The sequence below is a fragment of the Planomonospora sp. ID91781 genome, assembly GCF_015711595.1.
GTDB lineage: Bacteria > Actinomycetota > Actinomycetes > Streptosporangiales > Streptosporangiaceae > Planomonospora > Planomonospora parontospora.
Genome location: NZ_JABTEY010000001.1, coordinates 1,282,142 through 1,296,542, shown reverse-complemented (window position 1 = coordinate 1,296,542; position 14,401 = coordinate 1,282,142). Strand labels below are relative to the sequence as shown.

Below are 14,401 nucleotides of genomic sequence, written 5' to 3'. Positions count from 1 at the left end.
ATGAGCACCAAGGACTACCTGGAGAAGGACTACTACGCCGTCCTTGGTGTGCCCAAGTCCGCCACCGCCGAAGAGATCAAGAAGGCGTACCGGAAGCTGGCCAGGCAGTACCACCCGGACACCAACCAGGGCAGCACCGAGACCGAGGCGAAGTTCAAGGAGGTCTCGGAGGCCTACGACGTCCTGTCCGACGCCAAGCGCCGCAAGGAGTACGACGAGGCGCGCGCGCTGTTCGGATCGGGCCTCGGCGGTTACGCGGGGGCGGGAGGGGGCACGCGCGCAGGCGGGTTCCCCTTCGACCTGGGCGACCTGTTCGGCGGCACCGCCCAGCAGCCGGGCGCCGGAGAGCGCATCGGCGACATCTTCGGCGGCCTGTTCAACCGGGGCGGCGCCACCCGCCCCGGCGGGACGACCACCAGGGCCCGCCGCGGCCAGGACATCGAGTCGGAGGTCACGCTCTCCTTCACCGAGGCGGTGGAGGGCACCACGGTGTCGCTCCGGCTCACCAGCTCCTCCTCCTGCGCGGCGTGCGCCGGCACCGGCGCCAAGGCCGGGACCACCCCGCGGGTCTGCCCGACCTGCGAGGGCACCGGCGCGGCCAGCCGCAACCTGGGCAACTTCGCCTTCTCCGAGCCGTGCCGCGACTGCAAGGGCCGCGGCCTGCTGGTCGACGACCCGTGCCCGGTGTGCGACGGGAGCGGGCGGGGCAAGAGCACCCGCACCATCCAGGCGCGCATCCCGGCCGGGGTCGGCGACGGCCAGCGCATCAAGCTCAAGGGCAAGGGCGCCCCCGGCGAGAACGGCGGCCCCGCCGGCGACCTGTACGTCCAGATCCACGTCAAGCCGCACGCGGTCTTCGGCCGCTCCGGCGAGAACCTGACGATCACCGTGCCGGTCACCTTCACCGAGGCGGCCCTCGGCGCCGAGATCAAGGTGCCGATCCTCAAGGGCATGCCGGTCACCCTGCGCATCCCCCCGGGCACCCCGAACGGCCGCACCTTCCGGGTGCGCGGCCGGGGTGTGACCCGTAAGGACGGCACCAAGGGCGACCTGCTCGCCACGGTCGAGGTCCTGGTGCCGCAGCAGCTGGACGACAAGGCGCGCGGCGTCCTGGAGGAGTTCCGCGACGCCGTCGCCGCAGGCGACCCGCGCGCCGAGCTGATCCAACAGGCCAGAAGCGAGTAGCCCATGGAAGCCAACTACTTCGATCTGTCGGATGACACTCCCGTCTATGTGATCTCGGTCGCCGCCCAGCTGTCGGGGCTGCACCCGCAGACCCTGCGGCAGTACGACCGCCTCGGCCTGGTCAGCCCGGGCCGTACGGCGGGCCGGGGGCGGCTCTACTCCACCCGCGACATCATGATGCTCCGCGAGGTCCAGCGGCTCTCCCAGGAGGAGGGCATCAACCTCGCGGGCATCAAGCGGATCCTCACCCTCGAGAACGAGGCCATGCGCCTGCGCGACGAGAACCACCGCCTGCGCGCCGAGGTGGCGACGATCCGCGCCCTGATCCAGTACCAACTGCCACCCGCCTGACGACAGCCGCACCACCTGCCCCGGGGGACTTCCCGCGCGGGGGCGCCGCTGTCCGCCGAGGAAGCGCGCAGCCCTCCGCCGCCGAACGAAGTGAGGCATAGCCATGGACTACAAGCTCACGCAGAAGAGCCAGGAGGCGGTCTCCTCCGCCATCCGGCGCGCCGCCGCCGAGGGCAACCCCGAGGTCGCCCCGGTCCACCTGTTCACCTCGCTGCTCGCCCAGACCGGCGGCACCGCCGTACCCCTGCTGGAGGCCGTCGGCGCCGACTGGAAGAAGCTGCGCACCGAGGCCGAGACGCAGCTGGCGGCGCTGCCGAAGGCGCAGGGCTCGACGGTCGGCGCCCCGTCCAGCTCCCGGCAGCTGCTCGCCGTGCTGCACACCGCCGCCGAGCGGGCCCGCCGCCTGGAGGACGAGTACGTCTCGACCGAGCACCTGCTGGTCGGTCTGGCCACCGACGGCGGGCCGGTCGCCGAGCTGCTGAGGTCGAACGGGGCCTCTCCGGACGCGCTGCTGGAGGCCTTCGAGAAGGTGCGCGGGCACGCCAAGGTGACCAGCGCGACCCCCGAGGACACCTACCAGGCGCTGGAGAAGTACGGCGTCGACCTGACCGAGCGGGCCCGGGCGGGCAAGCTGGACCCGGTGATCGGCCGGGACACGGAGATCCGCCGGGTCGTGCAGGTGCTCAGCCGCCGCACCAAGAACAACCCCGTGCTCATCGGCGAGCCCGGCGTGGGCAAGACCGCCGTGGTGGAGGGCCTGGCCCAGCGGATCGTCGCCGGCGACGTGCCCTCCAGCCTCCGGGACAAGCGCCTGATCGCGCTGGACCTGAGCGCGATGGTCGCGGGCGCCAAGTTCCGCGGCGAGTTCGAGGAGCGGCTCAAGGCCGTGCTCAACGAGATCAAGCAGAGCGAGGGGCAGGTCGTCACCTTCATCGACGAGCTGCACACCATGGTCGGCGCGGGCGCCGGCGAGGGCGCCATGGACGCGGGCAACATGCTCAAGCCCATGCTGGCCCGCGGCGAGCTGCGGATGATCGGCGCGACCACGCTCGACGAGTACCGCGAGCGCATCGAGAAGGACCCCGCGCTGGAGCGCCGCTTCCAGCAGGTCTACGTGGGCGAGCCCTCGGTCGAGGACACCATCGCGATCCTGCGCGGCCTCAAGGGCCGCTACGAGGCCCACCACCAGGTGCAGATCTCCGACGGCGCGCTGGTGGCAGCCGCCGCGCTCTCCGACCGCTACATCACCTCCCGGTTCCTGCCGGACAAGGCGATCGACCTCATCGACGAGGCCGCGTCCCGGCTCCGCATGGAGATCGACTCCCGCCCCGTGGAGATCGACCAGCTCCAGCGGAACGTCGACCGGATGATGATGGAGGAGCTCGCGCTGGCCAAGGAGACCGACGAGAGCAGCCGGCAGCGGCTGGAGCGGCTCCGCGCCGAGCTCGCCGACCGCAAGGAGGAGCTCAGCGGCCTGGTGGCCCGCTGGGAGCGGGAGAAGGCCGGGCTCAACCGGGTCGGCGACCTGAAGAAGCAGCTCGACGAGGCCCGCGGCGCCGCCGAGCGCGCCCAGCGCGACGGCGACTTCGAGGCCGCCTCCCGGTTGATGTACGGCGAGGTGCCCCGGCTGGAGGCCGAGCTCGCCGAGGCCAGCACCGCCGCCCAGCCGGAGCACGCCATGGTCAAGGAGGAGGTCGGCCCCGACGACATCGCCGAGGTCATCGCCTCGTGGACCGGCATCCCGGCGGGCCGCCTGCTGGAGGGCGAGACCGCCAAGCTGCTGCGCATGGAGGAGGAGATCGGCGCCCGGCTGATCGGCCAGCGCGACGCCGTCCGGGCCGTCTCCGACGCCGTCCGGCGCGCCCGCGCGGGCATCGCCGACCCCGACCGGCCGACCGGCGGCTTCCTGTTCCTCGGCCCCACCGGCGTCGGCAAGACCGAGCTGGCCAAGGCGCTGGCGGACTTCCTGTTCGACGACGAGCGGGCCATGGTCCGCATCGACATGAGCGAATACTCGGAGAAGCACAGCGTCGCCCGCCTCGTCGGCGCCCCGCCCGGCTACGTGGGCTACGAGGAGGGCGGCCAGCTCACCGAGGCCGTGCGGCGCAGGCCGTACACCGTGGTGCTGCTGGACGAGGTCGAGAAGGCCCACCCGGAGGTCTTCGACATCCTGCTCCAGGTCCTCGACGACGGACGGCTCACCGACGGGCAGGGCCGCACGGTCGACTTCCGCAACACGATCCTGATCCTCACCTCCAACCTCGGCTCGCAGTTCCTGGTCGATCCGACGATGGAGAACGGCGCCAAGCGCGAGGCCGTGATGAACACGGTCAGGGGCAGGTTCAAGCCGGAGTTCCTGAACCGGCTCGACGACGTGATCCTGTTCGACGCGCTCGGCAGCGAGGAGCTGTCCAGGATCGTCGACCTGCAGGTGGCGCACCTCGCCAGGCGGCTGGCCGACCGGCGGCTCACGCTCACCGTCTGCCCCGCCGCCCGCGACTGGCTGGCCCTGACCGGCTACGACCCCATGTACGGCGCGCGCCCGCTGCGCCGGCTGGTCCAGTCGGCCATCGGTGACACGCTGGCCCGCAAGGTGCTCTCCGGCGAGATCCAGGACGGTGACGAGGTGCTCGTGGACCTCGACGCCGACCGCGACTCCCTCACGGTCGACGTGGCGGTCCCGGAGCCCTCCTGACCCGGTAAGGGATTGGTCGGCATTCGGTCAAGCCCGCTCCCCGGAAGATCCCCGCTGGGTACGTTCGGCATTCGTCGGACCACGGAGCACGGCGGGAACCGCAGGGGGGCGGGCGTGTCGAACGCATCACGGAACGCTCGGGCGGTCCTGGCCGCGGTGCTCACGGCGGCCTGCGCGGGATGGACGGCGGCGGCCCCGGCACCGGCCTCCGCCGCGCCCTGCGAGGAGCGGCGCACGGCCGGATCCCAGGGGGACGCCTGCGCCCGGGGGAACGGGCCGGCCCGCCGGACCTGGACGCCGGCCGACCCCGCCCGCTCCCGGGACTCAGCCGATCCCGCGCGTTCCCGGAATGCGTCCGGTCCCGCCCGCCCCCGGGACCCGGCCGGCCGTACGGCTCCGCCCCGCGACCCCGAACGGCCGCACCGCCCCGCGGCCCGCGCCTCCGGAGCGCCGGGCCGCACGGCCGCGTCCGGCGGCACCGCCCCGCCGTACCGGCCCGCGGCCCGTGTGCCGGGGCCGCCCGTGTCCCTGCCCGCCCTGGAGCTGCTCGCCCGGAACGCCGGTCTGCCCGGGCTCTCCCGCGCCTCCGCGATCCTCAGCGTCGCCGATGCGGGCGGTGTCGCCGCCGGGGTCGGTTTCCCCGGGCTCCCCTTCGGCATGCCCGGGTACGCCGGTCTGGTCTGGGTGGAGTTCCTGTCGCCCACCCCGGACCTGCCCGGCCTGCCGAGCGCGCCGTCGGCCGTCGCCGGTCCGCCTCCGGCGGTGCCCTCGGTGCCGTCGTTCGCGAACGCCGCCGGTGTGCTGTCGGGCGGTACCGCGCTGGCCCTGCCGGCCCCGATGCCGCTGCCCCGCCGGGCCGGCGGGAAGATCGTCACGGGCAGGCCGCCCGCCACGGCCGCGCGGGAGGCCGAGGTCGTGCCGACCGGCCCGCGCACCGGCGGTGCACCGCCCCGGGCCGGGGACGGGGCCGGAGGCGGTCGCGGTGGCGGTGAGGCCCGGCGGCTGCCGATCCTGGACGGATTCCTGTCGGACCTGCCGCTGAGCCGGAGCGGACGCCGCAGCGAGCACCAGGGCGCGGTGCCCGGGCTCCGGTGATCCGGCGACGTACGCCGGATCACCGTCCGGAAGCCTGAGGTCCCGGGGCCTGAGCCGGAGCGCGCCCCGGGTCCCGGGGCGCGCTCAGTGCGAGGTGTCGAGCAGCGCGTCCAGCTCGTCCTCCGGCAGCCCGAGATCCACCCGGATGCGGTAGCGGACGCGCAGGAGCGCGGCGTGTTCCGCCCCGCCCGGAACCGCGTCGCCGAGGCCCCAGGTGGCCCAGGCGTGGGCCTCCTGCGGTTCGCCGTACGCGGCGAGGGTCTCCGCGACCGTCAGCGCGGTCGCCGGGGAGACGCCGCCGGTCCGGATCTCCTCGATCACCTTCCGCGCCTCGTCCGGCTGTTCGAGCTCGAAGAGGGTGTCGGCGATCCCCGCCCTCGGATCGGCCCCCGCGTCGCCGCCCTCGTCCACGGCCAGTTGGAAGCAGCGGAGGGCGCGGACGGGCTTGCCCGCCTGCCGCCACTCCTCCGCGGCGAGCACGAGGACCGCCGCCCGCGATATGTCGCCGGACACGTACGCCTCCGCCAGCTCTTCGAGCCGCCGGGCGAGGTTTTCGTGATCATCGGCCATAAGTGCCTGCTCAAGCAGCCTGTCCAGCTGCCCACGTGTCACATGCGCCACACCGCGAGCGTACCGAGCGCGGCTCTGTTCCGTCCGCTCAATGCCAGGTATGGGTTGTGCAACTACATGCACCCAATTGCTCACGCTGAGCTTTTTTCCGTAGGAAGCGGGCATATGACGGACGCCTCCTGCTCCAGGAGCGGTGCCTTTCGAAGGAGGTGCGATGGGCATGTCCAGGCAGCTGACCCTCACCCTGACGTGCGCGGCGCTTCTCTCCGTGGTCGTTCCCGGATGCGCCGGATACCTCTCGGCGAAGCTCGACGCCGTCGACGAGGCGCGCCGCAGGCTCGCCTCCGCGGAGGACAGATGGCGAGAGTCGCGCCTGGCCACCCAGGCGGTCGCGACGCCCGCCCGCCCGCTCTGCTCCGCCTCGGGCCGTTCCCCGGCCAGGCGGCGCGAGGCCTCCGTGCCAGCCGCCTTCGCCCCCGTGCCGGCGGACGTCCGGGAGAGCCGGAGCAGGGCGGCGGAGCGCGGGGACCGGCGGGACCGGCGGGACTGGCGGGAGCGGGCGGGATCCGGCTCCGCGGGAGCCGACGCACCACCCGCCGTCTCGCGGGGCCCTGCGGCCGATCACCCCAGGCCGCGGTCCGGCGGCCGGGAGAGGGACTCCCGGGAGACCTGGCGGCCCGACGAGGTGAGGGAGGCGGGTATGTGGCCTCCGGACTTCCTTCCGGCCGAGGACCCCTGGCTGCCCACCGTCCCCCACATCGGCAAGGTCCGGCCCTTCGGCGACCAGCCGGTCCTCCCCCGCCACGCGCGGGGACCCGGACACGGCTGACCGCGCCGCGCACGGCGGCCCGGTCACCGCGGCCCCGCCGCGCACGGCGGCCCGGTCACCGCGGCCCGGTCACCGCGGCCCGCGCACCCGTACGGGAGACCGTCCCGCGAGGCGGCCCGCGCCGCGCACGGCGGACGGCGGGCACCTCCTAGGACGCCGACGCCCTGGCGAACTGACGGTTCAGGTAGCCCCGGATCAACCGCTTGGCCTCGGCGATGACCGCCGGGTCGCCGTCGGCGTCGCGCCGGAAGGCGAGCTTCAGCACCGCGTCACCCGCCTCGACCGCGATGAGGATGGCCAGGTCGAACTCCTCGCTGTCGGCCAGGCCGTACTCCTGCAGGAGCAGCCCGCGCAGCCGCCCGGCGATGACCGTGTTGTTGTCGGCCACCGGGTCGAGCATGTTGAGGTCGACCACGTCGCCGAAGTGCAGGGAGCGGAAGCCCGGGACGGTCCGGTTCATCTCGACGTACTCGTCGATGATCGCGTCGACCGCGTCCCACCAGCCGCCGTAGTCCTCGGCGAGGAAGCGCGCCCCGATCCGGGAGACGAAGCCCTCCACGTGGCGGCGGGTCACCGCCTGGGCGACGGCCCGCTTGTCCGGGAAGAACTGGTAGACGGAACCGATCGCGACCCCGGCCCGCTCGGCGATCCGGGTGGTGGACAGCGCCTCGTAACCGATCTCGTCCAGCAGTTCGGCGCACGCGTCGAGCATCCTCTCGACGCGCCGTGCGCTCCGTCGCTGGGTGGGCTGGCGCCGCAGCGGAGTCTCACCGCACTCCTCGGCGGGCAGGATGGTCGACATCCCTCCATCTTGCCCGTCGGATCCCGTCAGGTCAGGTGCTATCGGGTCAATCGCTGGATTGTCCGGGTCTGGCCGCCAGGCCCGTGCACCCGCGCAGCGCCTTCCAGCTCGTCAGGGCCTGCCGCCGGGCGGACCCGGTGAGCGGGACCGGCACGCCGCCCTGGATCACGGCCGGGGTCCACTGGTCCTTGAGGACCCTGCGGCCGTCGATCGTCAGCGTGAGCACCCCGGTCCGGCCGGTCTCCGGCCCCCAGTTGTAGAAGACGAAGTTGCCCATGCCGTAGTTGACGTAGGCGTTCCGCAGGTAGCCGCCGCCGAGCAGGATGTGCGCGTGGCCGCCGACCACCACGTCGGCCCCGGCCGCGACCAGCTTGGGGGCCAGGCCCCGCTGCGCCTCGTTCGGGCATTTCTGCAGCTCGGTGCCCCAGTGCAGGTGGACGATGACGGTGTCGGAGTTTCTGCGCGCCCGGCGCACCTCCTGGATGAGCCGCGCCTCGTTCTTGGCGGAGGCGAGCCCGCCCTTGCTCCCCTTCGCCGTCCAGGCGGTGATGAACTCCGAGTCCAGCACCTGGGTCGCACCGATGATCGCCACCCGGTTGCCGTTGACGGTCGTCCGCCACGGGCGGTACGCCTGGGCCTCGTTCGCACCCACCCCGACCATGGGGAACTTCGCGCGCCTGACCGCGGCCAGCGAGTCGGCCAGCCCGCTCTCCATGTAGTCCATGCCGTGGTTGTTGGCCATGGACGCCACGTCCACTCCGGCCGCCTTCAGCGCGGTCAGCGCGCTGGCCGGGGCCCGGAAGGTGTACTGCTTGCCGGGGGCCGGGGTGCCGCCGGTGGTGATCGCGGTCTCCAGGTTCACCATGGCCAGGTCCGCCTTGCGGAGCACCTTGGCGATCGGCCCCAGCGCGGTGCGCGGGTTCGCGTTCAGCCGGGTCCGCAGGACCCCCTCGAAGTGCACGTCTCCCCCGAAGGAGATCGTGTACGGCCGGCGTTCGGGGGTGGGCGTGGCCTCGGCCGGCTCGGCGGGCCTGTCGGCGGGCTTGCCGGCGGCCGAGTCCGGGGCGGCGGACTCCGCGGCGGTGCAGGCCGCGGCGAGCAGGGTGGACACGACTGCGGCGGCGGCCACACCGAGGCGGCGGCGGGTATAGGTGTTCATCGCCCTCCGAGCATGCCATCCCGGCCGCGGTGAGCGGAACGACTCGCCCTTCGGATGCCTCTTCCTGACCTTTCTCCCACCGGGTACGGCCTGTGCCCCGCCTGCGGGATTGCAGGCCGTACCCGTCCGCGTCTACAGGTCGAACTCGCCGTCCTTGACGCCCCCGACGAACGCGTCCCACTCACCCGGGGTGAAGACGAGGACCGGGCCCTGCCGGTTCTTGCTGTCGCGGACGCCGACGCGCCCGCCCGGCAGCTGGGCGACCTCCACGCAGTTGCCGTTGGCCGCGCTGCGGACGCTCTTCCTCCAGGCCGCGCCCGAAAGGTCGGCTTCGTACATGTGCATATCTCCTTTACGGGAAACGCCCTCGGTTCCCGCTGGGGCAGCTGCTCAGGACCTGAGGAGACTGCCTATCTCCAACGCTCCTCGATGATCTTCTCGATGAGTTCCCGAGAGCCGTCGACTCCATATGCCTCCGACTGCAGGTGGCCGAAGGCGATCTCATAGCCGTACACCATCTCCTCGTCCTCCACGAAGCGTGCGCTGTAGAGCGACTCCAGGTACACGACGTCGTGGAATTCGGGGAACTTGAGGTGGAAGAAGGAGCCGGTGTTCACCGGGTGCTCCCCGCCCAGGGGCAGGATCTGCACCCGCACGTTCGGCAGCCGCGAGATCTCGACCAGGCGCTCGAGCTGCCCGCGCATCACCGCCGCGCCTCCGAAGCGGCGCAGCAGCACCGACTCGTCCAGGACCACCCAGAGCCGGAGCGGGTCGGTGCTCCGGGTGACGAGGTCCTGCCGGGCCATGCGGGCGTTGACCCGGCTGCGGAACTCTCCCGGCGGAATCCGAGTGATCGGCTGCGTGGCGCGAATGACCTCGCGCGCGTAGTCCTCGGTCTGCAGCAGGCCCGGCACCAGCTGGGGTTCCCAGTTCAGCGCCGAGACGGCCTCCGCCTCCAGCCCCAGCAGAGTGGTGAGCTCCTGGGGCAGGGAGTCCGAATAGTTCTCCCACCAGCCCTTGCGGGCCGCGTCCCGATGGAGGTCGAGCAGCTCGCGCCGCCGATCCCCATCCACTTCATACAGCTCGGTGAGGGCCTCGACGTCGCTCCGGCGCGGCATGGTCTTGGCGTTCTCGATGCGGCTGACCTTCGAAGCCGACCAGGTCAGCCTCGTGGCGACGTCCTCACCGCTCAGACCGCAGCCCTCCCGCAACCGGCGGAGCTCCTGGCCGAGCCTGCGCCGGCGAACGGTTGGACTGCCGCGCTCGGCCACCGTCCGACCCCCCCATCGATATGAAGGTGTATCGCTACTGGACTGTTTAAGGCCCCAAGATTCAGGGCCTCGCGCTCATCGTACACTGCAATTTGCACGTAGGCCTGCGAGCCTTCTCTCCATATTCCCGCCATGAGAGCTTGCCGCAACCCTTCCTCCGGCAACGGGTTGCCTATAGGGGTTTCCTTCGTCCATGGCGGCGGATGGCAATGATTTTCGGAGAATCCGACCCTCTCCGGTCACACGGGGCCCGTCCCGCCCCCGGCGTTTCCGACCCATTCCCGGTCACCTCTCCTCGTGCAACTTGCACGGAGAGATGCAGCGGAGATTCCATGAAAATTTCTCGATATTTCTGGCACCAGAGTATTGCAGCATTTGACACCCGGGGGGAGCATCTGGTTACGGGGAGGATCCGCCCGCTCGGAGGACCGGCGGCGGCGCCGCCTCGGACGCGCCGCCGACGGTTTCCAGGGAGGCAGACGGGCCACGGGAACGAGAGGGACGAGCAGGCGACGGCTCACGGTCGCACGCATCAGAGAAAGCCTTGAAAGGCGAAAATGCATCAGGCCGGCGGCCACCGGCCTGGATGCCGTTCACAAGAGCTCCGCATCACGCCACGAAAGGAGCCTCCCATGTACGTCCAAAGTATCAACGGGATCTCCGGAATCAAGACCCGGCTCGCCCGGTTGATCGACCGCGCCGACGACGAACTCTGCATGGACCAGGACGAGTGGGCCTACCGCCTCGGCTGGACCGTGGAGCGGACCGGCTTCGGCGCCCGGCGCTACCGCAACCCCCTGTTCGATCTGCAGAAGGCCGAGCGCATCTACGCCGGCGGGGACGTGGGCGAGAATGTCGCCGCGTAACGCGCGCAACGACCGCCACCGCCCGCCGGAGGCCCCGTGGCCGCCCCGCCGGGCGCCGCTCCCCGTCCGGCTCTGGCGATGGCGGACGGAGATCGTGCTGGCGGCCGTCGTCGCCACCGTCGCGGCGCTGGCGGCCGCCGGTCTGCGCGAGGACCGGTGGTGGCCGTTCCTCGCCCTCACCAGCGCCGTCTGGTTCCCCGCCGCGACCCGTTCCGGCCGCGAGTGGGCCCTGTCCCGGCTGCACTGCCTGACCACCCGGCACCGCCTCCACCGGGTGTGCACGGAGACCCCGCTGCACACCAGGTCGGGCCGGCTGCCCCTGATCATGCGGATCACCCCCACCGCCGTCGGCGAGCGGGTCGTGGTCATGACCAGAGCCGGGATCTGCGCGGCGGACTTCCGGGCGCACGCCGAAGAGATCGCGGCGGCCTGCTTCGCCCGCCGGGTCGTCGTCACCCGGCACCCCCGCCGGTCCAACCTGGTCGTCCTGGAGGTCGTCCGCCGGGAGGCGCACACCCCCGACGGGCTCTCCCCGGGGTTCGAGCGCGTCTACGGCGAGACCGGATGGGCTCCCGGCAGGCCCCCCGGACGCGGATCCGGCGGGCCGCCCGAGCCGGACCGCCTGCCACGGGCCGCCTGAGCACTCGCGGAGCGGCGGCCGTGCGCGGAACCCCGGTTCCGGGGCTTTCCCTCGCGGCGGCGGGCAATGATGGGTTCGTTCATCGAACCCAGGAGTGCCGATGCGAACCGCCCACCGGACCTGTCCCCTCTGCGAGGCCGTCTGCGGCCTGCGGCTCACGCTCGACGACGCCGGGCACGTCACCTCCGTGAAGGGCGATCCGGACGACCCGTTCTCCCGGGGCTTCATCTGCCCCAAGGGCGCGAGCCTCGGCCGCCTCGACTCCGACCCCGACCGGTTGCGCACCCCGATGATCCGCACCGGTGGCGAGTGGCGCGAGGCCACCTGGCCGGAGGCCTTCCGCGCCGTCGAACGGGGCCTGACCGGCGTGGCCGGGGCCCGCGGGCGCCAGGCCCTGGCCGTCTACCTCGGCAACCCGAACGCCCACACCATGGCCGGAGCCCTGTACGGCGGGCCGCTGATCCGCGCGCTCGGCACCCGCAACGTCTTCTCCGCCAGTACCGCCGACCAGATGCCCAAGCACGTCTCCTGCGGCCTGATGTTCGGCGACCCGATGGCCGTCCCGGTGCCCGACCTGGACCGCACCGACCACCTGCTGATGCTCGGCGCCAACCCGCTGGAGTCCAACGGCTCGCTCTGCACCGCCCCCGACTTCCCCGGCCGGCTGAAGGCGCTGCGCGCGCGGGGCGGCCGGCTCGTGGTCGTCGACCCGCGCCGCACCCGGACCGCCGCCCTCGCCGACGAGCACCTGTTCGTCCGGCCCGGCACCGACGCCCACCTGCTGTTCGGCATCGTCCACACGCTCTTCGCCGAGGACCTCACCTCGGTGGGCGTCGAGGTCGAGGGCCTGGCGGAGCTGCGCGCCCTGGCCGAGGGCTTCTCCCCCAAGGCCGTGGCGGAGACCTGCGGCGTGCCCGCCGACGTCATCACCCGGCTCGCCCGCGAGCTGGCCGCGGCCCCCACCGCCGCCGTCTACGCCCGCATCGGCACGTGCACCGCCGAGTTCGGCACCCTCGCGCAGTGGCTGGTCGACGCGGTCAACGTGCTGACCGGCAACCTCGACCGCCCCGGCGGGGTCATGTTCGCCACCCCCGCCACGGAGACCGGGCGCAGGAGCAAGCCGTACGCCACGGGCCGCTGGCGCAGCCGCGTCCGGGGCCTGCCGGAGGCGAACGGCGAGCTGCCGGTGGCCACGCTCGCCGACGAGATCGAGACCCCCGGCGAGGGGCAGGTCAGGGCGCTGGTCGTGGTGGCGGGCAACCCGGTGCTCTCCGCGCCGGACGGGCCCCGGCTGGAGGAGGCGCTGCGCGGCCTGGAGTTCATGGTCTGCGTCGACCCCTACCTGAACGAGACGACCCGGCACGCGGACGTCGTCCTCCCGCCGCCCCCGGTGCTGCACTCGCCGCACTACGACTTCTCCCTGCTGGCGTTCGCGGTGCGCGACTACGCCAGGTTCTCCCCTCCGGTGCTGCCGCCGGAGCCGGGGCGGCCATCCGAAGCGGAGATCCTCGCCCGGCTGACGCTGATCGCCTCCGGGCAGGGGGCGGACGCCGACCCGGCCCTGCTCGACGAGCTGATCCTGGAGCGGCTGCTGCGCCGGGCCGTCGAGACGCCCGGTTCGCCGGTCGAGGGACGGGACCCGGCCGAGCTGCGCGCCGGGCTCGAAGGCGGGACCGGGGCGGAGCTGCGGCTGGACGCCATGCTCAAGCTCGGTCCGCACGGGCTGTCCCTGGCCGAACTGCGGGCCAACCCGCACGGGATCGACCTCGGCCCGCTGCGGCCCCGGCTGGGCGAGGTGCTGCGCACGGCCTCGGGGAAGGTGGAGCTGGCCCCGGCCGAGCTGGTGGCGGACGTCGCGCGGCTGCGTGAACGGGCGTCCGCGCCGCCGCCGGAGATGGTCCTGATCGGGCGGCGGCACCTGCGCTCCAACAACAGCTGGCTGCACAACGTGGAGCCCCTGGTCGGCGGGAGCAACCGCTGCACGCTGCAGATCAACCCGGACGACGTGCGCCGGCTCGGCCTGGACGGGCACGCCGTCGTGCGCAGCGCCGTCGGAGAGCTGACCGTGCCGCTGGAGCCGACCGACTCGATCATGCCCGGGGTGGTGAGCCTGCCGCACGGCTGGGGTCACCGGGGGACCTCGCAGCGGGTCGCGGCCGAGCACGCGGGGGTCAGCGCGAACGTGCTGACGGACTCCTCCGCGCTCGACGTCCCCTCGGGGAACGCCGTGTTCAACGGGGTTCCGGTGACCGTCAGCCGCGCGTGAGCCCGTGGGCGGGCGGGAGAGGACCTCACGCGCGCACTAGGCTTGCGCGCGTGACCACCCCTCCAGCACAGGATCGTCTGCACGCCCAGCTCGCCTTCGCCATGGAGATCGACAAGCTCCGGCGCGTCGTCCGCCGCAACACCCTGATGGACGGGTCGCGGCGGGAGAACGACGCCGAGCACTCGTGGTACGTGGGGATGCTGGCCATGGTCATGGCCGAGCACGCGCCTCCGGGGACCGACATGGACAGGGTCGTCGCGATGCTGCTCGTCCACGACATCGTCGAGATCGACGCCGGTGACACCTTCATCTACGACTCCCCGGCGGTGGAGGCCCAGCTCGGCATCGAGCGCAAGGCGGCCGACCGCATCTTCGGGCTGCTCCCGGAGGACCAGGCGGTACGGCTGCGCGAGCTCTGGGACGAGTTCGAGGAGCGCAGGACCCCCGAGGCCAGGTTCGCCAAGGCCCTGGACCGCATCGCGCCCATCATGGCCAACCACCACAACGAGGGCGGGACCTGGTCGCTCTACAAGGTGACGGCGGAGCAGGTGCTGGAGAAAGTGAAGATCATCGAGGAGGGCTCGCCGACCCTCGGCGCCTACGCCACCGAGATCATCGAACTCTCCGTCCGCCGGGGACATCTGGCGCGTGCATAACGCGGTTCCCGGGTAG

General features: G+C 72.7%; 13 protein-coding genes and 1 pseudogene. 9 read left to right on the top strand and 5 right to left on the bottom strand.

Features of this window, described 5'->3' with window-relative positions; genetic code table 11:
• The 4 genes and pseudogenes from dnaJ to HS048_RS06005 all read left to right on the top strand — a co-directional run bounded on the left by dnaJ (window position 1) and on the right by HS048_RS06005 (window position 5,326).
• Entirely contained in the window at window positions 1–1,185 is a 1,185-nt protein-coding gene (gene dnaJ, locus HS048_RS06020) for a molecular chaperone DnaJ (RefSeq protein WP_068898136.1), read from the top strand.
• Between the two features lie 3 nt (window positions 1,186–1,188).
• Window positions 1,189–1,441: pseudogene (locus HS048_RS06015) on the top strand (heat shock protein transcriptional repressor HspR); the annotation flags it as partial.
• A 198-nt stretch (window positions 1,442–1,639) separates the two neighbouring features.
• Window positions 1,640–4,231 carry an ATP-dependent chaperone ClpB gene (clpB, locus tag HS048_RS06010; protein ID WP_196466386.1) on the top strand — a complete coding sequence of 864 codons (2,592 nt, stop codon included), beginning with the start codon at window positions 1,640–1,642 and terminating at the stop codon, window positions 4,229–4,231.
• Window positions 4,232–4,345: 114 nt separating this feature from the next.
• The gene (locus HS048_RS06005; protein ID WP_196466385.1) at window positions 4,346–5,326 is read left to right on the top strand and encodes a hypothetical protein; all 981 of its coding nucleotides are present in this window, start codon (window positions 4,346–4,348) and stop codon (window positions 5,324–5,326) included.
• 84 nt (window positions 5,327–5,410) lie between these two features.
• Here HS048_RS06005 and HS048_RS06000 read toward each other — a convergent pair whose 3' ends face one another.
• Window positions 5,411–5,947: a hypothetical protein gene (locus HS048_RS06000; RefSeq protein WP_196466384.1), complete on the bottom strand. Its 537-nt coding sequence runs from the start codon at window positions 5,945–5,947 to the stop codon at window positions 5,411–5,413.
• Window positions 5,948–6,116: 169 nt separating this feature from the next.
• Here HS048_RS06000 and HS048_RS05995 point away from each other — a divergent pair, with 169 nt between their 5' ends.
• A complete protein-coding gene (locus tag HS048_RS05995; protein WP_196466383.1) occupies window positions 6,117–6,725 on the top strand; it encodes a hypothetical protein in 609 nt (202 codons plus the stop codon).
• 148 nt (window positions 6,726–6,873) lie between these two features.
• Here the strand turns inward: HS048_RS05995 and HS048_RS05990 are convergent, their stop codons facing one another.
• From HS048_RS05990 to HS048_RS38715, 4 genes are all read right to left on the bottom strand, one after another.
• On the bottom strand, window positions 6,874–7,527 hold the full coding sequence (locus tag HS048_RS05990; protein WP_068898127.1) for a TetR family transcriptional regulator: 654 nt from the start codon (window positions 7,525–7,527) through the stop codon (window positions 6,874–6,876).
• 46 nt (window positions 7,528–7,573) lie between these two features.
• Window positions 7,574–8,686, bottom strand: coding sequence for a CapA family protein (locus HS048_RS05985; RefSeq protein ID WP_068898125.1), 1,113 nt, complete (start codon window positions 8,684–8,686; stop codon window positions 7,574–7,576).
• Between the two features lie 132 nt (window positions 8,687–8,818).
• Window positions 8,819–9,025, bottom strand: a complete 207-nt coding sequence (locus HS048_RS05980; RefSeq protein WP_068898123.1) for a DUF397 domain-containing protein — start codon at window positions 9,023–9,025, stop codon at window positions 8,819–8,821.
• Window positions 9,026–9,096: 71 nt separating this feature from the next.
• A complete protein-coding gene (locus HS048_RS38715) occupies window positions 9,097–9,957 on the bottom strand; it encodes a helix-turn-helix transcriptional regulator (RefSeq protein WP_068898121.1) in 861 nt (286 codons plus the stop codon).
• Window positions 9,958–10,589: 632 nt separating this feature from the next.
• Here HS048_RS38715 and HS048_RS05970 point away from each other — a divergent pair.
• From HS048_RS05970 to HS048_RS05955, 4 genes are all read left to right on the top strand, one after another.
• Complete coding sequence (locus tag HS048_RS05970; protein ID WP_068898118.1) at window positions 10,590–10,823, top strand: hypothetical protein; 234 nt, start codon at window positions 10,590–10,592, stop codon at window positions 10,821–10,823.
• Entirely contained in the window at window positions 10,810–11,463 is a 654-nt protein-coding gene (locus HS048_RS05965) for a hypothetical protein (RefSeq protein ID WP_196466382.1), read from the top strand. Before HS048_RS05970 ends, HS048_RS05965 begins: the two co-directional genes overlap by 14 nt.
• Window positions 11,464–11,563: 100 nt before the next feature.
• Complete coding sequence (locus tag HS048_RS05960; protein WP_196466381.1) at window positions 11,564–13,729, top strand: molybdopterin-dependent oxidoreductase; 2,166 nt, start codon at window positions 11,564–11,566, stop codon at window positions 13,727–13,729.
• 101 nt (window positions 13,730–13,830) lie between these two features.
• Entirely contained in the window at window positions 13,831–14,385 is a 555-nt protein-coding gene (locus tag HS048_RS05955) for an HD family hydrolase (protein ID WP_229798494.1), read from the top strand.
• The last annotated feature ends 16 nt before the right edge of the window (window positions 14,386–14,401 follow it).